Here is an 18,796-nt window from a genome sequence, read left to right as displayed (position 1 = left end):
ATGGCGGTACTGACGCGGGAGCGGTCGGTCGTCGACCGGCCGCCTCCCGTCCCCCGCAAGTCCTATCCGAAGTGGGCGCGGCGGGCGCCCTTGCTGCCCGCCCTCATCTTCCTGATCGTCGTGACGCAGCTGCCGTTCGTGGCGACGCTGGTCATCTCGTTCATGAAGTGGAACTCGCTGGATCCCACCAACCGCGGGTTCGCCGGGTTCGACAACTACATCAACGTGTTCACGGACCCGGACCTGCGCTCCTCCGTGGTGAACACGATCGTGCTGACGGCGTCCGTGGTGCTGATCAGCCTGGCGCTGGGTCTGGGCCTGGCGCTGTTGCTGGACAAGAAGTTCCGGGGCCGCGGGTTCGTGCGCACCATGCTCATCGCGCCGTTCCTCGTGGTCCCGGTGGCGGCGGCGCTGATCTGGAAGCACGTGCTCTACAACCCGGAGTACGGCCTGTTCAACGGAATCCTGAACTGGCTGGGCTTCGACGCCCAGCCGGACTGGATCAGCTCCATGCCGATGAGCGCCGTGGTGCTGTCGCTGGTGTGGCAGTGGACGCCGTTCATGATGCTGATCCTGCTGGCCGGGTTGCAGTCCAAGCCGATCGAACCCGTTGAGGCCGCGACGATCGACGGTGCCTCGCCGTTCCAGATCTTCCGGTACCTGACCTTCCCGCACCTGCGGCAGTACCTGGAGCTCGGCGGGCTGCTGGGGTCGATCTACATCGTGCAGAACTTCGACGCGGTCTTCACGATCACGTCCGGGGGTCTGGGCACGGCCAACCTGCCGTACATGATCTACCAGACCTTCTACCAGGCCCACGAGTACGGCGAGGCGTCCGCTGCCGGCGTGATCGTGGTCGCCGGGTCGATCGTCATCGCGACGTTCGCGTTGCGCGTGGTGTCCTCGCTGTTCAAGGAGGAAGCGCGATGAGCCGGATTTGGGGTGTGCTCGCCTGGTTCGCCGGCATCGTGTTCTTCGCGCCGGTGGCCTGGATGTTCCTCACGTCGCTGCACAGCGAGACGGACGCGGCCACGAACCCGCCGTCCATCGCGGCGCCGCTGACGTTCGACGGCTACGCGGAGTTCTTCGACGGTGGCGCGTGGCCGCCGTTGCTCAACTCGTTCAGCGCGTCCATCGGATCGACGATCATCGTGCTGCTGCTGGCGATTCCGGCCGCGTACGCGTTGTCGATCAAGCCGGTGGAGAAGTGGACCGACGTCCTGTTCTTCTTCCTGTCCACCAAGATGATGCCGGTCGTCGCGGCGCTGCTGCCGATCTACCTGATCGCGCAGTTCTCCGGGATGCTCGACAACATCTCGTTCCTGACGTTGCTGTACTGCTCGATGAACCTGCCGATCGCGGTGTGGCTCATGCGTTCGTTCCTGTCCGAGGTGCCGCGCGAGATCCTTGAGGCCGCGGCGATCGACGGTGCCGGGCTGATCACGATCCTGCGCCGGGTGGTGGCACCCATCGCGATGCCGGGCATCGCGGCGACAGCGTTGATCTGCTTCATCTTCAGCTGGAACGAGCTGTTGTTCGCGCGGGTGCTGACCGGTGTCGTCGCCGGTACCGCGCCCGTGTACCTCACCGGGTTCGTCACCTCCCAGGGCCTGTTCCTGGCCAAGGTGTGCGCGGCCGCGGTCGTGGTCTCTCTGCCGGTGCTCATCGCCGGGTTCGCCGCCCAGGACAAGCTGGTCCAGGGCCTTTCGTTGGGAGCAGTCAAGTGAAAGCAGCAGTGATCACCGGCGTCGGGTCCGTCGAAGTGACCACTGTGGACGATCCCACGTGCGGTCCGCGCGAAGTGGTCGTCGACGTGGCTGCCTGCGGTCTCTGCGGCACGGACCTCCACATCCTGCAGGGCGAGTTCGCGCCCACCCTGCCGGTCGTGCCGGGCCACGAGTTCGCGGGCACGATCGTCGAGATCGGGTCGCAGGTGAACGAGCTGAAGGTCGGCGACCGCGTGGCCGTCGACCCGTCGCTCTACTGCTACGAGTGCCGGATGTGCCGTTCCGGCAAGAACAACCTCTGCGAGCGCTGGGCGGCCATCGGCGTCACGACGTCCGGTGGCGCGGCGGAGTTCGCGAAGGCTCCCGTGGCGAACTGCGTGAAGCTGCCCGATCACGTGCGGACCGAGGACGCGGCGTTGATCGAGCCGCTGTCGTGCGCGGTGCGCGGGTACGACGTGCTTCGGTCGCAGATGGCCTCGCGGGTGCTGATCTACGGCTCCGGGACCATGGGCCTGATGATGCTGCAGCTCGGGAAGCTCACCGGGGCGTCGTCGATCGAGGTCGTGGACCTCAACCCGGACCGACTGGAGACGGCGGTTCGGTTGGGGGTCACGGCGGTCGCGGGATCGGCCGACGAGCTGGACCGGCCGGAGGGCTGGGACGTCGTGATCGACGCGACCGGCAACGAGAAGGCCATCCAGGACGGCCTCGGCCGGGTCGCGAAGGGTGGCACGTTCCTCCAGTTCGGCGTCTCGGACTACTCGGCGCGCGTGACCATCGAGCCGTACAAGATCTACAACCAGGAGATCACCATCACCGGCTCGATGGCGGTGCTGCACTCGTTCGAACGGGCGGCGGATCTCTTCGCGACCGGAGTACTGGATCCCGAGATCTTCATCAGCGACCGGGTGCCACTGGACGACTACGCGGGGGCGTTGGACCAGTTCAAGGCGGGTAAGGGACGCAAGATCCAGGTCCTGCCCTGAGTTGGTTCGAATGTTCGTGAGCACTCGTGTATCCAGACGAGTGCTCACGACTCCTTCCTGACATGTCGAAGTCCGGGCAGAAAGTAGTACCGCCGTACTTTTCGCACATGTCCGACGAAGAGCTCCTCGCCTGGTACGCGGAGCTTCAGGCGCGCGCGGTGAACCCGCCGCCTGGGGACGTCGATTTCGACCACTCCCACAAGGCCGCCAAGCCGATGACCGTGGCACAGCTGCGGCACCGGATCATGACGTTCCAGGGGTGGCCCAAGGAGATCGCGGCCGAGGAGGTCTCGATCCAGGAGTTCACCACGTTGGACGCCGGTTCGCCCTTTCACAACCTGTGGCACTGGCTCAGCGACTGACTCGACGCGAGGTCGTCCTCGCTCGGGTCATTGGCGCGCTGGTGGCCGCTTGTGTGCTCTTCGCCGTCGTGCACACAGCGGTCACCGGCGCGGTTTCGCATCCGCGGAACTGGCTGGTCGCGATCGCCTGCACCCTGCTCGGGGTGCGGGTGATCGGCCATGTCCGCAGGTCGTCCGTCGGGTGGTTGCTGCTGGTCATGGGCGTGTTCGGTGCGGTCGCCGTGGCGGTTGCCGGGCAGCCCGCTGATCATCCCGCCCGCTGGGTCGAGGCGTGGGTCTGGTGGCCCACCTACGCGTTGTTGCCTGCCGTGGCTCTCGTTTTCCCCAACGGTCGGCCGTTGAGCAACCGCTGGTGGATCGCCATCGGTGCGTCGCTGTTGAGCGCTGTCCTTGGTGTCGTCGGGATCGCGTGGGGGTCGTGGGGTGATCCCGTCGGCTTCTGGCAGGGCGGCGGTTCCGGGCCGGCCAAGACGATCACGATGATCGCCGTGTTGGCGGCCGGTGTCGCGGTGCTCGCGGCCGTGGTGTCGTTGGTGCTGCGGTGGCGGCGTTCAGAGGGCGACGAACGTCGGCTGCTCGTGTGGGCGGTGGCGCTGTTGGCGTTGGCCGGCGTTGCGACCGTTGTGGAGACGACGGACGGTCACGTCGCATGGCTCGTTGGTGTGCTGGCGTTTCCTGCTGCTGCGGTCATCGCGATCGTGCGGTACGGCTTGTACAACATCAGCCTGCTGATTCACCGGTCGTTGCTCTACGGCTCGCTGACCGTGGTGCTGCTGCTGGTCTACATGGGCGTGATGCTCGCGGGCGGGCAGCTGTTCGCGGACGACGCCGAGGTCATCGGGGTGGTCGCGGCGGGGCTGGTGTTCGCGCCGATCCGCAGCTGGCTGCAGCGCAAGCTCGACCGGTGGCTGTTCGGCGTCCGTGCCGATCCCTATGCCGCTTTGTCGACATTGAGCGAGAAGCTCGAACGGTCGCAGGACGTGCTGCCGACGGTGGCTCAGACGGTCGCCGAGTCGTTGAAGCTGCCCTACGTGGCGATCCGGGGCGGGTCGGTGCTGGCCGAGCACGGGCGCAGCCTCGGGTGGCCACAGCTGCGTTTTCCCATGACGTATCGGGGTTCTCTGGTCGGCGATCTCGTCGTCGAGCCTCGTGCTCCTGACGAGCGGTTGAGCGATCGTGAACTGGCCCTGCTCGTGGATCTCGCCCGGTCCACTGCGCCGGCCGCTCAGTCGATCAAGCTGACCGCTGATCTGCAGCTCGCTCGCGAACGGCTCGTGCGTGCGCGCGAAGAAGAACGGCTGCGGTTGCGGCGCGACCTGCATGACGGCGTTGGGCCGGCGTTGGTCGGGATTCGGTTGCAGCTCAAGGCTTTGCGGCGGTCTCTGGGCGACGTGCTCGATCCTGTTCTGGGTGACGTCGACTCGACCGCCGGGGAGGTGCGGCGGCTCGTGGACGGGTTGCGGCCGCCGATCCTCGACCAGGGTCTGGCTCTGGCCGTGCGCGATGAGGCCGCGCGGTTCAACGGTGAGCTGACGGTTCGGGTCGAGGCCGAGGAGATCGACGGGCTGTCCGCGGCTGTGGAAGTCGCGGCCTATCGGATCGTCGCGGAGGCGTTGACCAACACCGCGCGCCACTCCGGTGCTTCTACGTGCGTGATCACGGTTCGTGCTGATGGCGATCTCGTCGTGGAGGTCGTCGACGACGGGCACGGGGTTCCGGCTGACGCACGGCCTGGCGTCGGGCTCGGCTCGATGCGGGAGCGCTGTGCGGAGCTGGGAGGATCGTGCACAGTGGAACCGGCTTCACCGCATGGGACGCGGGTGGTGGCGCGGATTCCGTTGGAGGCTCAATGACGCGGGTCGTGATCGCGGACGACCACCCGGTGTTCCGGCGCGGGCTCAAGGCGTTGCTGGACGGCGAGGACGGGCTCTCCGTGGTCGGTGAGGCCGCGGACGGGCTTTCGGCCGTGTCCGTTGTGCTTGAACTGGAGCCGGACGTGGTCGTCATGGACCTCCACATGCCTGTTCTGGGTGGTGTGGAGGCGGCCAAGCGGGTCCTGGAGGCGTTGCCGTCGTTGGGTGTGCTGGTCTTGACGATGCACGAGGACGACGAGCTGGTGTTCGCGGCGATGAAGGCCGGCGCTCGCGGCTACCTGGTCAAGACGACCGACGACGACGAGATCGTGCGCGCGGTGCAGGCGATCGGGGCCGGTGAGGCGATCTTCAGCGCCACCATCGCGCAACGGATGATGGGCTACTTCACCGCGATCTCGTCGTCCAAGGCCGTGGTGTTTCCGCAGCTCACCGACCGGGAACGGGACGTGCTGGAGCTGATGGCGTCCGGGCTCGACAACACCTCGATCGCGCACCGGTTGTCGTTGTCGGGCAAGACCGTGCGCAACCGGGTGTCCGCGATCTTCACCAAGCTGCAGGTGGCGGACCGGGCGCAGGCGATCGTCCGCGCGCGTGAGGCGGGGTTGGGAAGTCCCTCCTGATTTGGGACACCGGTCACCTGACGGCGGGACAGGTCCTTGAGTTCGATCGGCGCATCCGCCGAGCTTCAGGGGGCTTGACCGCATGGACATCACCTGGGACGTCGCACACGCGCGGCTCAGTCACGAACGAATGCTGCACATCACCAAGGCGCTGATCTCGATGCGCCCGGAGACCGTCACGCTGGGCGGAGGGGAGCCTCTCAGCGTGCCGGGGTTGTTCGAGATCCTCGACCAGTTCCGGGTAGCGGGCATCGACGTCGTACTGCGCACCTCCGGCAAGTCGCTGCACCCGTCGATGGTGCGGACGCTGCTGACCTCGTGCGCGCGCATCGAGGTGTGCGCGATGGCGTTCACCCACGCCCTGCACGCGCTGCACCTGTTCGACATCGGCGCCGCCAAGCTGGACCGGCACGCGGTGTTCGGACTGGACGCGACCGGCATCCGGCGCGGGTTCGACCGGCTGGAGGACTTCTGCGCCACCACGGCGTTCGAGCTGCCGCACCTCGGGTTCATCGCGTTCAGCGACACGATCGGGCCGGACCACACGCAGTACCTGCAGTCGCTGGCGCCTCAGACCGTGCGGGTGACGGTGGAGACGCCGAACACCTCGGTCGTCAGAGCCAGGTGATCAGGGCGCGCCAGGACGTCGTGGAGAACGCGAGAACGTCACCGCTCGCGTTCTTCTAGGCCGCTCCTGTGCTGGGAACGTCAAAATCGTCTCGCAGTCCGTTGACGTACTCCGTCAGCATGCGCCGCGACTGTTCCTCGTCCAGGGCAAGGGCATCCAGCCGCTGGAAGTACTTCGTCGCCCGCGTGACGGCCGTGGTGTCCTGTGCGAACACCTGAGCCATGTCCGTCTCGGTGTACACCACCGGGGACGCCTTGCCGAACTCGAACAACTGGAACGGAGAGCGGAACGTGCTGACGCTGTCAGGCACGATCCGCAAGACGTGTGTGCGGTGGAGAAGGCGCAGGTGCTGCTCTTTCATGAGCTGCGCGTCGCCGAGCCGTCTGCGCAATGCGAGTTCGTGCACGTAGAACACGCATTCGGGGCGGTACGGCCGCCTCAAGATCGTCTGCCGTTCCATGCGCGCCTGGACGTACTTTTCGATCTCCTCCGGCGGTTCGAGGTTGGCCTCGATGAACAACGACCGTGCGTAGCGTTCTGTCTGCACGAGCCCGTGCAGATTCATGACTTCATAGGAATAGATCTTCGTGGCCATCGCCTCGGACATCACGATCATGCGCAGGTTGTCAGCCCGCGGCACTACGCACGGATCGAAGGCGTTGCGGTAGCGGTCGCGAAAGTCCTCGAAGTAGCGGAGGTTCTTGTCGCACGTCGCCATGAACTGCACGAGATCGACCTCGGTCGCGCGCACCTTGCCGAGCTCGATGTTCGACACCTTGCTCGGATCCCAGCCGAGATGAACGGCCATCTCGCGACCGGTGAACGTGGTGCAGGACTCCCTCAACCGGCGCAGTTCGTCCCCGAGAAGCCGGCTGTAGGCCGTGGAAATGATCGCGGTCATGTCCACCGAACGTAGGGCTTGGAGGAACTCCAAGCACCCGCTCATTCGGGTGAAAACGGGCTAGAAAACACCCCCGCGAACAGCGAAAACGTCCTCGATAGGCTGCATCGCGCCGATAGCGAGCCGCAGCAGCACACGGGCCTTACGAGCGCATAGCCACCCGGCCATCACCGCACCGCGCTTGATCAGATCCGACTCGGACCCGACGAACCCGTAGGTGTTCCGGAACGTGGTGCCCGCACCGGTCCGTGTGGCCACCACGACCGGGAACTGCGCGCGAGAGATCGCCTCAGCCATCCCGACCGACACGTGACCAACGCCGGTAGCCGCGACAACCGCACCACGAACGTTGAGCCAGTCGAGGATCGAGCCGTCGTCGTCCAGCGTGGCCTCGATGAGCGGAACCGTTGGCACGTCAAGGGGGCGCGGCAGCGCGGGCAGCTGGTGCGCGGGGTGGAAGTACTGCGGCGCGCCCTCGACGCACAGGCCGAGCGGGCCGGGGAACGACTCGAATGCGTTCGGCAGGCTGCTGTGCGCCTTCCGAACCCAGCGGGCGGCGTGCACCGAGTCGTTGATCACGAGCAGGGCGCCGCGGCCGCGTGAGTTCTGAGCGCCGGCGACCGAGACGGCGGCGGCTAGGTTGGCCGGGCCGTCGGCGCCGGGCAGGCCGGGGTGGCGCATGGCGCCGGTGACGACGACCGGTTCCTCGTGCGGCCACAGGCAGTCGAAGAAGTACGCGGTCTCTTCGAGGGTGTCGGTGCCCTGGATGATCACGACGCCGCGAGCGCCCTCGCGCACCTGACGGTCGGCCCAGTCGAAAGCCTCCAGGAGGGTCTCGAACGTCAGCGAGGCGCCCGGGATGGTCGCCAGGGTGACGATCTCCCCCACGTCCAGGCCGCCGACCAGGTCCTGGGCGCCCAGTGTCGGCGCCACTCCCCCGGACCCCGTCATCGTGATCGTGCCGCCGAGCGAGGCCACCGCCACACGTGATTCCATGCACGTCACCTTAGGGCCTCCCAGCAGGCGGAACGATTTGTCCCGGATGGATCAGGCCCTGAGCATGGGGCGCGTGTCCACCGTTGTCATCCGCTCGGCCGCCGACGTGAACGCACTGGTGAACTCTGGTGCGGCGCGAGGCAGCAACGCCCGTGTGATCGTGTTCCTCGCGCTCGGCGGGATCTTCCTCGACGCGTACGACTTCAGCTCTCTCGCGTACGGGATGCGTGACATCACGCAGCAGTTCGGGCTGTCGCCGGTGTGGGCCGGGATCGTGAACGCGTCGATCATGGTGGGCGCGGTGGTCGGGGCGTTGTTCGGTGGCGTGCTGGTCGACCGGATCGGGCGCTACCAGGTGTTCATGGCGGACATGTTGTTCTTCGTCGTTGCCGCGGTCGGGTGTGCGTTGGCGCCGAACGAGTTCGTGCTCGTGTTCTTCCGGTTCCTGATGGGCATCGGCGTCGGGATGGACCTGCCGGTGGCGATGGCGTTCCTGGCCGAGTTCTCGCGGCTGACCGGGCGCGGCAGCAAGGCCTCGCGCACCGCCGCGTGGGCGCCGGCGTGGTTCACCGCCACCTCCGCCTGCTACCTGGTGATCCTGGGGCTTTACCAGGTCGTTCCGCACGAGCACCTGTGGCGGTTCACGGTGGGGTTCGGCGCGGTTCCCGCGATCGCGATCCTGTTGGTGCGCAAGAAGTACATGAACGAGTCGCCGTCGTGGGCCGCGCAGCAGGGTGACCTTGAAGGTGCGGCACGGATTCTGCGCGAGTCGTACGGGGTGGACGCGGTCGCCGAACCTGGACCGCCGGAGCCCAAGAAGGCGAGCGGGTCGTTCCGGCCGTTGTTCAGCTCCAGGTACCGGCTGCGCACGACTTTGGCGCTGGCCGTCGCGTTGGCGCAAACGTTCGCCTACAACGCCGTCGCGTACGGGCTGCCGGTGATCATCGCGTCGTTCCTGGCGCAGGGGCCGCTGACCACGATCACCGCCTCGCTCGTCTTGAACCTCGGTTTCGCCGTCACCGGCGGTCTGCTGGGCATCCGGTGGGCGCGGCGGGGTGCATGGCGCATGACCGTGCTCGGGTTCGCGGTGCAGCTGGCGTCACTCGTGGCGTTGGCGGTGATCGGCAAGCCGACGGGTTCACTGGCGCCGGCCGCACTGCTTTCGTTGGGCGCCTTCCTGTTCGCGCAGGCGTGGGGGCCGGGCGCGCACTACATGACGTTCGCGTCGCTGAGCTACCCGACGTCGCTGCGCGGGGTCGGCGTCGGGTTCAACCAGGGCGTGCTGCGGATCGGGTCGACGCTGTCGCTGTTCCTGTTCCCCGTGCTGGCTTCCGCGCTGGGGACCGGGGTGTTCTGGGTGATCGCGGCAGCGCCGGCGGTGGGGCTGCTGGCGCTGCTGCTGATCCGCTGGGAGCCGGTCGGTTACGACGTCGACGCCGAAGACGCTCTTACTGCGTCCAGTACGTGATGTTGCGGAAGCGGGCCTCCGCGCGGCCGCTGCCGTGGTGGTAGACGCCGTTCTTGAAGTGGCGGGTGGCCCTGCCGCGGTCGTTCACGGTCGCCTTGAGGGCGCCGTTGGCGAAGACCTTGATCTTGCCGGTGCCGCCCGCGACCGCGGTGTGCTCGATGCGGATGCGCGTCCACGTGTTGTAGATGCCGGTCGCGACGACGGTGCTCGTGTAGTACCGGAGCGTGCCGCCGTTGGCGTTGGTGACGTTGAGCATGAAGTCGGTGGCCGGGGTGCCGGGGTCACCGCCGCGCACGCGCAGGATCTGCATGACGGTGGGGCCGTTGACGCCGCTCGGCACGTAGATCTCGGCCTCCAGCGCGTGGCCGCCGCTGGAGTACTCCTGCAGGTAGCGCATTTCCGTGCGCGGGTCGGTGTTGCTGCCCTGCGTGTGCGGCTCGTCGGTGTCGAGCACCCAGCAGGTGTGGACGCCGCCCGAGTTGCTGTACCTGGCGCTTTGCGGGAGGTTCCACGGCTTCTGGACCTTGAACGTGTAGGGCGTCCGGGTCCACGCCGGAGCTGCGTGCGCGGGCGTCGCGAGCAGGGCCACGGCTGGCAGGGCGAACAGGGAACGACGGGGCAGGGTCACGGGAGCCTCCGGCCTCGGTAAGTGGTCTGGACCAGCATGACCACACCGAGGCCGGACTCCGCAACGTCCGGGCTAGCCCGAAAATCCGGTTACTGGCGCCAGTAGGTGATGTTGCGGAAGCGGGCCTCCGCGCGGCCGCTGCCGTGGTGGTAGACGCCGTTCTTGAAGTAGCGGTTGGCCGGGCCCTCGTCGGCGTGGGTCAGCTTCAGCGAGCCGTTGTAGTAGGTCCGCGTCGTGCCGCGGCCGTTCGCGACGGCGGTGTGCTCGATGCGGATGGTGAACCACTTGTTGTAGATGCCGGTCGCGATGACCTGGTTGCTGTCCTTGCGGAGCGTGCCGCCGTTGATGTTGGCGACGTTGAGCATGATGTCCGTGGCACGGGTGCCGGCCGGGCGGTTCTCGCGCAGGATCTGCACGACCGTCGGGCCGCTGACGCCGCTCGGGATGAAGATCTCACCCTGCCAGGCGCGGGAGCCGCTCGTGTACTCCTGGTTGAACCGCAGCTCGGTGCGCGGATCCGTTGGGCTACCAGGGGTGTGCGGCTGGTCGTAGTCGTAGACCCACATCGTGTGCACGCCGCCCTCGAACTTGTAGCGGGCGCTCACGGCCAGGTTGTGGGGCTTCTGCACGGTGTAGCTGTACGGCGTCGACACCCACTGCGCGGACGGCGGCTGAGCGAGGGCCTGAGCCGCCGGGGCCACGAGCAGGGGTGCGGTCAAAGCGAGGGCGAGCGCAGAGCGTCGCGTGTGGAGAGCAGGGGTTTCCACGTTGAATCCCTCCGACCTTCGATAAGTGGTCTGTACCACTTTGAGGGCACGAAGGTGGAGGGATCAATAGCTGGTTCAAGTTCCGGAACTAGATTCAGATAGGCGAACTTTTCACATTCCTGAACTGAGCTCGTCGAAGGTCGGGAACTTCGTGGCGATGTCGCTGCCGGTGAAGTTGCCGATCCAGCCGTCGTCGTCGTGGAAGAACCGGACCGACACGTAGTCGGGCGTCGTGCCCATGTCGAACCAGTGCGTCGTGTTCGCCGGAACGCTCAGCAGGTCGCCGGCCGTGCACAGCACCGCGTAGACCTTCGAGCCGATGTGCAGGTAGAAAACGCCTGCGCCACGGGCGAAGTAGCGGTCCTCGTCATCGTCGTGGGTGTGCTCGGCGAGGAACTTGTTGCGGAACTCGACGGCCTTCGCGCGGTACTCGTCGGTGTCCGCCGGGGTCATCTCCATCGCGTCGACGTAGGAGTAGCCCTCCGTCTCGCTGACGCGGGCGATGTCGGATTCGTAGACCTGCAAGGCGTTCTCGGCCGTGACACCGTCCACAACGGACCAGCGCAGGAACCGCACGCCGTGCTCCTTGAGCTCGGTGGCGATCACGTCGGGGTCGGTCGTGCGGACGAGGGTCTCCTCGGGGCCGGAGTCCGGCCACACCGTCAGCAGCGTCATGAGTGCCTCCCCGTAAAGATGTCTCGCGTCTCCACCTTGAAGCGCAGCAACCACTCCAGGCATTCCAGCCGGTGCCGGGCCTGCACCAGGTCGTCACCCCACACGTACACCCCGTGCCGGGCCACGAGCAACGCCGGAACCTTCGGGTCGAAGCCCTTCTCGAAGGCGTCGCCCAGTTCGATCATGTCCTGCGAGTTGCGGACGACCGGGATCACGACCTCTTCGTGGTCGTACCGGCCGAAACCCTTGAGCATCTCCAGGTCCTTGAGCACGACACCGTCCGGCCAGTGCTCGGCCGCGACGACCGGCGCCAGCGCGTGGACGTGCACGACCGCGCCCGCCCCGGCGACCCTGGCGATCCTCGCGTGCAGGCCCGCCTCCGCCGAGGGGACCTTGTCGGAGTCGACGGCGAGGCCCTCGGAGTCGATCACCACAGAGTCCTCCGCGGTGATCTCACCCTTGTCGACGCCGCTGACCGTGACCGCGAGCCGGAGCGGATCCCGTTGCAGGACAACGGAAAGATTGCCGCTCGTGCCACGCATCCAGCCCATCGCGGCGTAGCGGGCACACTCGCGCGCGAGCTCCGCCGTCACGACAGCTCCCACACGGTCGGATGCGGCGTGAAGTCCGCGTTGCCGTACGGCTCACCGGCGCGCGCGACGCCGACCGTCTTCCAGCCCGCCTCCTGCGCGGCGTGCAGCTCGGCCGGAACATCGCTGTAGAACGTGATGTCGTCGCTCTGCAGGGTTTCCGCGATCTTGTGGTACGACGCGGCTTCGCGCTTCGGGCCTGCGTTGACCGTGTCGAAGTGGTGCTCCAGCAACGGGGTCAGGTCGCCGTCGGTGGTGTGCTTGAAGAACGCGATCTGGCCCGCGACCGAGCCGCTGGAGAAGATCGCGAGCTTCACGCCGTCGTCGTGCCACTTGCGGATCGCGGGGACGACGTCCGGGAAGAACTCCGCGACGAGGTCACCCTGCGCGTAGCCCTGCTGCCAGATCAGGCCCTGCAACGTCTTGAGCGGCGTGACCTTCTGGTCCGCGTCCATCCAGTCGTGCAGCGCTTTGACAACGTCGTCGTGCCCTGCGAGTTCCTTGATCTGCTCGACCGCGTCGGCGACCACGGGGTCGTCACCGTGCTGCTCGATCCACGGCCCGAGCCGCGGCCGGGCGTAGTCGTACAGGACGACCAGCACCTGGTCCGTCGCGCTCAGCGTGCCCTCGATGTCGAGCACGACCCACTTGCTCACCGCTGTTCTCCCTCGTAGTACTTGTCCAGCTCCCCGGCGCCGTACACGCCTCTGTCCGTCACCACGTTCGTGACGAACCTCGGCGGCGTCACGTCGAACGCCGGGTACAGGCCCTTCACCCTCGGCGTGGCACTCGGTCTGCCTCTGACGTGCAGCAGTTCCGCGCCGTCCCGGTGCTCGATCGGCACGTCCTGCGCCGTTGGTGCCTGCTGGTCCGGTGCCTGCACCAGGGCGTGAAACGGTACGCCGAACGCGTGCGCCGCCACGGCCAGCCCCAGTGTGCCGACCTTGTTGACGACGTGCCCGTCCATGGTGACCCGGTCCGCCGCCGTCACCAATGCGTCTACCTCGCCGGATTGCAGCACGGCCGCGCCCATGCCGTCGGTGATGAGCGTGGTGTCGACGCCCATCTCCAGCAACGTTTCGGCGGTGAGCCGTGCTCCTTGCAGGTAGGGCCTGGTCTCGGTGCAGAAGAACCGGAGCTGCTTGCCTTGTCGTTGGGCGGCTCTGACCGTTTCGGTCAGGTAGAGATCCGCCCAGCAGTGGGTGAGGACGGTCGCCTGCTGTGGCAGCAGGTTCGCCGTGTGCTCGCCCAGCGCCTGGCTCTTGGCGCGGTACCTGCGGTCGCCTTCTTGGGCGCCTTTCATGGCTTGGGTGATGTCCTGGGTCGCGTCGACGTGCTCCAGGACGATCTTGGTGGCTTTGCGCAGGGCGTTGTTGGTGCGCCTGGTGTTCTCGAGCAGCCGGGCGGTCTTGGCGAGCTCGTCGCGGGCTTGGGCGAACGGTTGGCGCTCAAGGGTTCTGGCCTTGAGCACCATGCCGTAGAGGACCGCGAAGTACGGGCCGGAGGACTGGGTGACCATGTCCTCGATGGCCCGCGCGACGTCCTCGACCGTCCGGCAGAGCACCCAGTTCCGTTCGAACGGGAACTCGCGGCGGTCGAGGATCAGCACGCCGTCGTCGGTGAGCTTGACCGAGTCGGCGAGCACCGGCTGCATCAGCTGTACCCGGTGTAGGCGGGGCGGGCGCCGGTCAGGAAGTGCTCGCCGACCTCGCGGGCCTTGTAGACGACCGGGTCGTGCAGCGTGAGCGTGCGGGCGTTGCGCCAGAAGCGGTCCACGCCGTACTTGGCCGCGGTGCCGCGCGCGCCGACCTGTTCGAAGATCCGGCTGGTGACCTCGTTGACGAGCTTGGTGCTGACGACCTTGGCCGCGGAGATGGCGACGGCGACCTCGGCGCGCTTGGCCGACGTGAGGTGGCGGCCGAGCTCGGTGGCCTCGTGGAGCTGCTTGCCGGCTTCGTCGGCGAGCAGGCCGGCTGCCTTGGTCTGCGCGACCATCTCGCCGTACGCGGCAACGATGTACGGGTCCTCGGTGGCGTGCTCGACCCCGCTGACGAACCACGGGCGGGTCTTCGTGCGGGTGTAGTCGGCGGCCTCTTCGAGCGCACCCTCGGCGATGGCGACGTAGAGCTGGGCGAGGACGAGCTGGAAGCCGATCGCGGCGAGGCTGATGCGCGGGTCCTCGTTCACCGGCTGGACGCCGAGGATCTCGGTGACCTCGACGTTCTCGAAGACGACGCCGCCGGACGCGGTGAGGCGCTGGCCGATGTTGTCCCAGTCGTCCAGGTAGGTGATGCCGTCGGCCTTGCCGTCGAGCAGGAACGTGAGCTTCTCGCCGTTGTCCGTGCGGGTGGCGCTCACGACGATGCGGTCCGCCTGGGAGGCACCGGTGGCGAACGTCTTGCGGCCGTTGAGGAGGAAGCCGCTGCCGTTGGGCGTGAGCTCCAGCGCCGCGTCGAGCGGGTTGCTGACACCGGCCCAGAACTGGTCGGGCTGGACGGTGAACGGTGCGTCGAACAGCCCGCTGCGCCAGATCTGCAGGTAGTGGTACCCGAGGAGGTGCCCGGCGTTGGCGTCGGCGGCCCCGATGATCCGGTTGATCTTCTGCTGCTCGGCCCAGTCCTTCACGTTGAGCAGGCCGCTCTGACGAAGCAGTTCCACCTCTTTGGCGGGTGGCTGGTTGGCCCGGTCCCGGTCCGCCGCGTCGGACCTGAGCGCCGCCGCCACCTCGTGCGCGACGTCCAGCCAGTTCGTCATCCCTGCTCCTCTCGGTGGTACCCGGTTCAACTTACTTCGTCACACCACCGGGCTAACCACGATGTGAGAGAGACCGTCCGCTGGCAGACTGCCCGCGCACCCCGCTCGACGGGGACATGAACGCTAGGGAGCAATTGGTATGGCGCAGGGCACCGTGAAGTGGTTCAACGGCGAGAAGGGCTTCGGATTCATCGCGCAGGACGGCGGTGGTCCGGACGTTTTCGTGCACTACTCGCAGATCGAGGGCAACGGCTTCAAGTCGCTCGAGGAGAAGCAGCGGGTGGAGTTCGAGATCGGTCAGGGCCAGAAGGGACCACAGGCGCAGGCTGTCCGCGCCGTCTGAGTTGTTTCCGGGGCCCGCTCGGTCTTACGGCTGGGCGGGCTTCTTTTGTGCCCAGACGGATTTCCGCCCAGCAGAGCCAGGTGCGCGACTTGCCTCTGAGGGCAAGGATGCCGATCGCGTTGTCGACGACGTAGACGCAGCCCACCGCTTGAACGCGGTCAGGAAACCTGGCTGCGGGTCGGCTCCCGCCAGTTCGGATCCGAGATCGCCCTGACACCGCCCCTGAGCTGGGCTTCCAGAATTGTCAGACCTGTCTGTCATCGTGAGGTCACACAGAGTTCCATTGGTGACCGATGATGATCGAGAGGCTGCCGTGCACCCCTTCTCCGCTGCATTCCGCCGTGAACTGCAAGGTCCGGCAGCTCGCCCGCTGGACTCGGCGCGATGCGCGGGAGGTGAACCTCGACCTGAACCGCCGGATCGGGGTGCGGACCCGCCGGTCGGCAACCGAAGAGCAGCTGCGGGCGGCGTTGCGGTGGGTGCAGGAGCGGTTGAACGAGGCTGTGCCCCTGAACGGGCACTGCGGTGAGCCGCGGAAAGGCCGCGTCCCGGACGGCCAAGCAGTCGTTGCGCAGCTCACTCAACAAGGCGGCGTTCGTGCTGACCAAGGAAACCCAACGCCATCCGGGCTCGGTCAACAGGGAGCTGAACGACCTGATGGGCGTTGACCGTCGGGCCGAGGCCACTGCGGACCAATTGCGCGAGGCCCTCAAATACGCCGGCGACCGGCTGCGCGCCCTCGGAAGGCGTCAAGGCGCCTCAGGACCACGAGGCTCCGGCGAGGAACAGGCCGACTTCGCGTCGGGCGGCGATCCGCCGTTCTGAGTCGAAGCGGGCGCCGCGGTCCGTCGACCGCGACGCCTGCGCTTCTCGCCGCGGGAACGGACGATGAAGATCGTGGCAACCGAGGGAGTCGAACCCTGCGCGGCTTGTGAAGGCGGCGCTCAAAACCGGCCCGAGCCCTTCGGCTGGGCGACGGCTGCCCGTGGAGTTGTCGTACTACCGATGAAGAGGCTTCGACGAGGTGTGGGATACCCACAGTGTTAAACGTCCAAACGGCTGAGGACGTTTCATGTTTCACTCAGATGGGTGACCCTGGTCACCGTGCGATACCTCCCTGCCGTCGCAGCCCTGCTGCTACTTCCCCTGGTGCCGACCACCGCGAACGCGGCTCCGTCGGGCACGTACTACGTCACCAGTGTCCGGACCGGCCTCAACGTCGCCCAGAGCGGCAGTGGACTGGCCCTGCACCGCCCCAAGGGCAACGAGGACCACCAGCAATGGCGACTGAGCGACGGGAGGTTCGAGAACACCGACGCGCCCGGCCAGTGCATCACCCGTCAGCTCACCATGGGTTCGTGCTCACAGGGGGATACGGTTCACGAGCCGCGTCAGTTCGGTGATCAATGGGAATTCTTCAGCCTGAATGGCGAGTCCCGCTGGTACCTGACGCCGGTCACCAACCAGACCGAGCCGATGCCACAAGACCCGCGGCTCGACCAGATGACGTTCCTGACGGCCCACAACGCCTATGCGAACGGGGTCGACGGCGGGTTCGCGCCGCCGTTCGTCAACCTCGCCAAGAATCAGACGCGCGGCATCGTTCAACAGCTGAACGACGGCGTGCGGGGCTTCATGCTGGACATCCACCAGACGCCGGACGGCGCGATCCTGTGCCACAACAGCTGCACGCTGGTGAGCCGGCCGGTGGCGCTCAACGTCGACGTCCAGCGGATCGTGGACTTCCTCAAAGCCAACCGCAGCGAGATCATCACGGTCTTCCTGGAGGACTACGTCGACGCGAGCACCCTGCGAAACGAACTCCGCAAGGTGCAGGGGCTGAACGACGTCCTGTACCGGGCGGAAGGCGTGCAGCAGAACGGGTGGCCGACCCGCAGCCAGATGCAGAACACCAACAAGAGGCTCCTCATCTTCACCGATCACGGAAAGGACGGCCGCGAGGACTCCGGCGTGCTCTACCAGAAGGACTGGACGGTCGAGAACTACTGGTCGATGGGCGGCGGCCTCGGCAGCTCCGACTGGTCCTGTTACAGCCGATGGGATGAAAAACCGCTCACTGCCACGGGAAACTTCCAGCCGTTGTTCGTCATGAACCACTTCCGCGACATTCCGTTCACCAGCACGGCCACGACGGACAACAGCAAGCTCGGCAACCGTGCGCAGCAGTTCTGTCAGCCTGCGGCCAGGAAGAAGCCGAACTACCTGTCAGTTGATCTCTATCACCTGGGCAACGCGGCGCAGGCGGTGAGCCAGCTGAACTCATACGTATATCGGCCGTAGCCCAAATTGTGGGAGTTGTACGCTCCGCGCATGGCCTCGATCCTGTTCACGCGCGGAGCGCCCTCTCTCGACATCATCGACCAGGAAGGCCTGCGCGAAGCGGCGCAGAAAGCCTTCACGGACGATCCCGGCGGCACCTTCGCGTACGGCACGAGCGTTGGCTACGTGCCGTTGCGCGCATGGCTTGCGGAGCAGCACGGTGTTGCGCCGGAGCAGGTGCTCGTCACCAACGGCTCGATGCAGGCTGACGCCTTCCTCTTCGAGCTGCTCGTCAGCGAGGGCGACGACGTCGTGGTCGAGGCGCCGACCTACGACCGCACGCTGCTGAACCTGCGCCAGCGCGGTGCCAAGATCCACGCCATCGAGCTGGAGACCGACGGCATCAACGTCGACGCGCTCGAGAAGCTGCTGGAGAGCGGTGTGCGGCCGAAGCTCGCGCACATCATCCCGAACTTCCACAACCCGGCCGGCTACACGCTGTCCGAGGCGAAGCGCGCGCGGCTGCTGGAGCTCTCGGCCAAGTACGACTTCGTGCTGTTCGAGGACGACCCGTACGTCAAGGTGCGGTTCGAGGGCGAGCCGCTGCCGACGATGCTGTCGCAGGACAAGAACGACAAGGTCGTCTACGCGTCGTCGTTCTCCAAGACCATGGCGCCCGGCATCCGCTGCGGTTACCTGGTGGGCCCGCAGGACACCATCAAGGCCATCCAGAACATCGCCACCACCACGTACATCTCGCCGAACATGGTGGCGCAGTCGATCGTGAACTCGTACTGCCGCTCCGGCCGTCTCGAGGAGTCGGTCGCGAACGTCCGCACCGCGCTGCGCGCCCGCAAGGACGCCCTCGTGGCGGCGCTGCAGCGGGAGCTCCCGGAGGCCGTCTTCACCGCGCCGCAGGGTGGCTACTTCATGTGGGTCGAGCTGCCGGGTGTGTCGATCGAGAAGCTCTTCCCGGTCGCCAAGGAGCACGGCGTCGAGTTCGTGAAGGGCTCCGACTTCCTCCTGGAGGGCGGCGACAACGAGATCCGCCTCGCGTTCTCGGGCGTCACGCCGGAGCAGATCGACGAGGGCATCACGCGTCTCGCCGCGGCGGTCCGCTCGCTCTAGTCACGCGAAACTGGGCTGTCACCGCCGGAATCTCCGGCGGTGACAGCCCTTTTGGTTACGTTGGGGCTC

Annotated in this window: 21 protein-coding genes; 12 read left to right on the top strand and 9 right to left on the bottom strand. The window is 66.9% G+C overall.

Annotated elements, in window-relative coordinates:
• From LFM09_RS35085 to LFM09_RS35055, 7 genes are all read left to right on the top strand, one after another.
• Complete coding sequence (locus LFM09_RS35085) at window positions 1–930, top strand: carbohydrate ABC transporter permease (RefSeq protein ID WP_414100885.1); 930 nt, start codon at window positions 1–3, stop codon at window positions 928–930.
• Window positions 927–1,727, top strand: coding sequence for a carbohydrate ABC transporter permease (locus LFM09_RS35080; protein WP_414100884.1), 801 nt, complete (start codon window positions 927–929; stop codon window positions 1,725–1,727). Before LFM09_RS35085 ends, LFM09_RS35080 begins: the two co-directional genes overlap by 4 nt.
• Entirely contained in the window at window positions 1,724–2,713 is a 990-nt protein-coding gene (locus LFM09_RS35075) for a zinc-dependent alcohol dehydrogenase family protein (protein ID WP_414100883.1), read from the top strand. Before LFM09_RS35080 ends, LFM09_RS35075 begins: the two co-directional genes overlap by 4 nt.
• Before the next feature lie 107 nt (window positions 2,714–2,820).
• The gene (locus LFM09_RS35070; RefSeq protein WP_414100882.1) at window positions 2,821–3,075 is read left to right on the top strand and encodes a hypothetical protein; all 255 of its coding nucleotides are present in this window, start codon (window positions 2,821–2,823) and stop codon (window positions 3,073–3,075) included.
• Window positions 3,076–3,128: 53 nt separating this feature from the next.
• Window positions 3,129–4,928, top strand: a complete 1,800-nt coding sequence (locus LFM09_RS35065) for a sensor histidine kinase (protein WP_414100881.1) — start codon at window positions 3,129–3,131, stop codon at window positions 4,926–4,928.
• Window positions 4,925–5,569, top strand: coding sequence for a response regulator (locus LFM09_RS35060; protein WP_414100880.1), 645 nt, complete (start codon window positions 4,925–4,927; stop codon window positions 5,567–5,569). Before LFM09_RS35065 ends, LFM09_RS35060 begins: the two co-directional genes overlap by 4 nt.
• Window positions 5,570–5,651: 82 nt before the next feature.
• Complete coding sequence (locus tag LFM09_RS35055; protein WP_414100879.1) at window positions 5,652–6,197, top strand: hypothetical protein; 546 nt, start codon at window positions 5,652–5,654, stop codon at window positions 6,195–6,197.
• Window positions 6,198–6,252: 55 nt separating this feature from the next.
• Here LFM09_RS35055 and LFM09_RS35050 read toward each other — a convergent pair whose 3' ends face one another.
• Complete coding sequence (locus tag LFM09_RS35050; protein ID WP_414100878.1) at window positions 6,253–7,098, bottom strand: helix-turn-helix domain-containing protein; 846 nt, start codon at window positions 7,096–7,098, stop codon at window positions 6,253–6,255.
• Window positions 7,099–7,158: 60 nt separating this feature from the next.
• Window positions 7,159–8,094: an asparaginase gene (locus LFM09_RS35045; protein WP_414100877.1), complete on the bottom strand. Its 936-nt coding sequence runs from the start codon at window positions 8,092–8,094 to the stop codon at window positions 7,159–7,161.
• A 64-nt stretch (window positions 8,095–8,158) separates the two neighbouring features.
• Between LFM09_RS35045 and LFM09_RS35040 the strand changes: the two genes are divergently transcribed.
• On the top strand, window positions 8,159–9,562 hold the full coding sequence (locus LFM09_RS35040; RefSeq protein WP_414100907.1) for an MFS transporter: 1,404 nt from the start codon (window positions 8,159–8,161) through the stop codon (window positions 9,560–9,562).
• Here LFM09_RS35040 and LFM09_RS35035 read toward each other — a convergent pair.
• The 7 genes from LFM09_RS35035 to LFM09_RS35005 all read right to left on the bottom strand — a co-directional run bounded on the left by LFM09_RS35035 (window position 9,543) and on the right by LFM09_RS35005 (window position 14,976).
• Window positions 9,543–10,190: a polysaccharide lyase family 7 protein gene (locus LFM09_RS35035; protein WP_414100876.1), complete on the bottom strand. Its 648-nt coding sequence runs from the start codon at window positions 10,188–10,190 to the stop codon at window positions 9,543–9,545. The two genes, LFM09_RS35040 and LFM09_RS35035, sit on opposite strands and share 20 nt — an antisense overlap.
• An 89-nt stretch (window positions 10,191–10,279) precedes the next feature.
• Window positions 10,280–10,957 carry a polysaccharide lyase family 7 protein gene (locus LFM09_RS35030; RefSeq protein ID WP_414100875.1) on the bottom strand — a complete coding sequence of 226 codons (678 nt, stop codon included), beginning with the start codon at window positions 10,955–10,957 and terminating at the stop codon, window positions 10,280–10,282.
• Between the two features lie 111 nt (window positions 10,958–11,068).
• Complete coding sequence (locus LFM09_RS35025) at window positions 11,069–11,632, bottom strand: 1,2-dihydroxy-3-keto-5-methylthiopentene dioxygenase (RefSeq protein ID WP_414100874.1); 564 nt, start codon at window positions 11,630–11,632, stop codon at window positions 11,069–11,071.
• A complete protein-coding gene (gene mtnB / locus LFM09_RS35020) occupies window positions 11,629–12,225 on the bottom strand; it encodes a methylthioribulose 1-phosphate dehydratase (RefSeq protein WP_414100873.1) in 597 nt (198 codons plus the stop codon). The genes LFM09_RS35025 and mtnB overlap by 4 nt, the downstream gene beginning before the upstream one ends.
• Window positions 12,222–12,878, bottom strand: a complete 657-nt coding sequence (gene mtnC / locus LFM09_RS35015) for an acireductone synthase (protein ID WP_414100872.1) — start codon at window positions 12,876–12,878, stop codon at window positions 12,222–12,224. The genes mtnB and mtnC overlap by 4 nt, the downstream gene beginning before the upstream one ends.
• Window positions 12,875–13,876 carry a s-methyl-5-thioribose-1-phosphate isomerase gene (locus tag LFM09_RS35010; RefSeq protein ID WP_414100871.1) on the bottom strand — a complete coding sequence of 334 codons (1,002 nt, stop codon included), beginning with the start codon at window positions 13,874–13,876 and terminating at the stop codon, window positions 12,875–12,877. The genes mtnC and LFM09_RS35010 overlap by 4 nt, the downstream gene beginning before the upstream one ends.
• Window positions 13,876–14,976: an acyl-CoA dehydrogenase family protein gene (locus LFM09_RS35005; RefSeq protein WP_414100870.1), complete on the bottom strand. Its 1,101-nt coding sequence runs from the start codon at window positions 14,974–14,976 to the stop codon at window positions 13,876–13,878. Before LFM09_RS35005 ends, LFM09_RS35010 begins: the two co-directional genes overlap by 1 nt.
• Before the next feature lie 139 nt (window positions 14,977–15,115).
• Here LFM09_RS35005 and LFM09_RS35000 point away from each other — a divergent pair, with 139 nt between their 5' ends.
• The 4 genes from LFM09_RS35000 (at window position 15,116) to LFM09_RS34985 (ending at window position 18,727) form a co-directional block, all read left to right on the top strand.
• A complete protein-coding gene (locus LFM09_RS35000; protein ID WP_167970994.1) occupies window positions 15,116–15,319 on the top strand; it encodes a cold-shock protein in 204 nt (67 codons plus the stop codon).
• Window positions 15,320–15,844: 525 nt separating this feature from the next.
• Window positions 15,845–16,144 carry a hypothetical protein gene (locus LFM09_RS34995; RefSeq protein WP_414100869.1) on the top strand — a complete coding sequence of 100 codons (300 nt, stop codon included), beginning with the start codon at window positions 15,845–15,847 and terminating at the stop codon, window positions 16,142–16,144.
• 279 nt (window positions 16,145–16,423) lie between these two features.
• On the top strand, window positions 16,424–17,620 hold the full coding sequence (locus LFM09_RS34990; protein ID WP_414100868.1) for a PI-PLC domain-containing protein: 1,197 nt from the start codon (window positions 16,424–16,426) through the stop codon (window positions 17,618–17,620).
• A gap of 30 nt (window positions 17,621–17,650) precedes the next feature.
• Window positions 17,651–18,727, top strand: coding sequence for a PLP-dependent aminotransferase family protein (locus tag LFM09_RS34985; protein WP_414100867.1), 1,077 nt, complete (start codon window positions 17,651–17,653; stop codon window positions 18,725–18,727).
• Window positions 18,728–18,796 lie beyond the last annotated feature (69 nt).

The organism is Lentzea alba (assembly GCF_047445655.1).
Taxonomy (GTDB): Bacteria; Actinomycetota; Actinomycetes; order Mycobacteriales; family Pseudonocardiaceae; genus Lentzea; species Lentzea alba_A.
Note: the sequence above shows the minus strand (reverse complement) of the source record. Positions and strands in the feature narration are given on the sequence as shown.

Coding starts and splice junctions, on each gene's coding strand:
- LFM09_RS35085 (WP_414100885.1), top strand. CDS start 1: ATGGCGGTACTGACGCGGGAGCGGTCGGTCGTCGACCGGCCGCCTCCC.
- LFM09_RS35060 (WP_414100880.1), top strand. CDS start 4,925: ATGACGCGGGTCGTGATCGCGGACGACCACCCGGTGTTCCGGCGCGGG.
- LFM09_RS35025 (WP_414100874.1), bottom strand. CDS start 11,632: ATGACGCTGCTGACGGTGTGGCCGGACTCCGGCCCCGAGGAGACCCTC.
- LFM09_RS35080 (WP_414100884.1), top strand. CDS start 927: ATGAGCCGGATTTGGGGTGTGCTCGCCTGGTTCGCCGGCATCGTGTTC.
- LFM09_RS35070 (WP_414100882.1), top strand. CDS start 2,821: ATGTCCGACGAAGAGCTCCTCGCCTGGTACGCGGAGCTTCAGGCGCGC.
- LFM09_RS35040 (WP_414100907.1), top strand. CDS start 8,159: ATGGGGCGCGTGTCCACCGTTGTCATCCGCTCGGCCGCCGACGTGAAC.
- LFM09_RS35055 (WP_414100879.1), top strand. CDS start 5,652: ATGGACATCACCTGGGACGTCGCACACGCGCGGCTCAGTCACGAACGA.
- LFM09_RS35000 (WP_167970994.1), top strand. CDS start 15,116: ATGGCGCAGGGCACCGTGAAGTGGTTCAACGGCGAGAAGGGCTTCGGA.
- LFM09_RS34985 (WP_414100867.1), top strand. CDS start 17,651: ATGGCCTCGATCCTGTTCACGCGCGGAGCGCCCTCTCTCGACATCATC.
- LFM09_RS35045 (WP_414100877.1), bottom strand. CDS start 8,094: ATGGAATCACGTGTGGCGGTGGCCTCGCTCGGCGGCACGATCACGATG.
- LFM09_RS35010 (WP_414100871.1), bottom strand. CDS start 13,876: ATGCAGCCGGTGCTCGCCGACTCGGTCAAGCTCACCGACGACGGCGTG.
- LFM09_RS35005 (WP_414100870.1), bottom strand. CDS start 14,976: ATGACGAACTGGCTGGACGTCGCGCACGAGGTGGCGGCGGCGCTCAGG.
- LFM09_RS35050 (WP_414100878.1), bottom strand. CDS start 7,098: ATGACCGCGATCATTTCCACGGCCTACAGCCGGCTTCTCGGGGACGAA.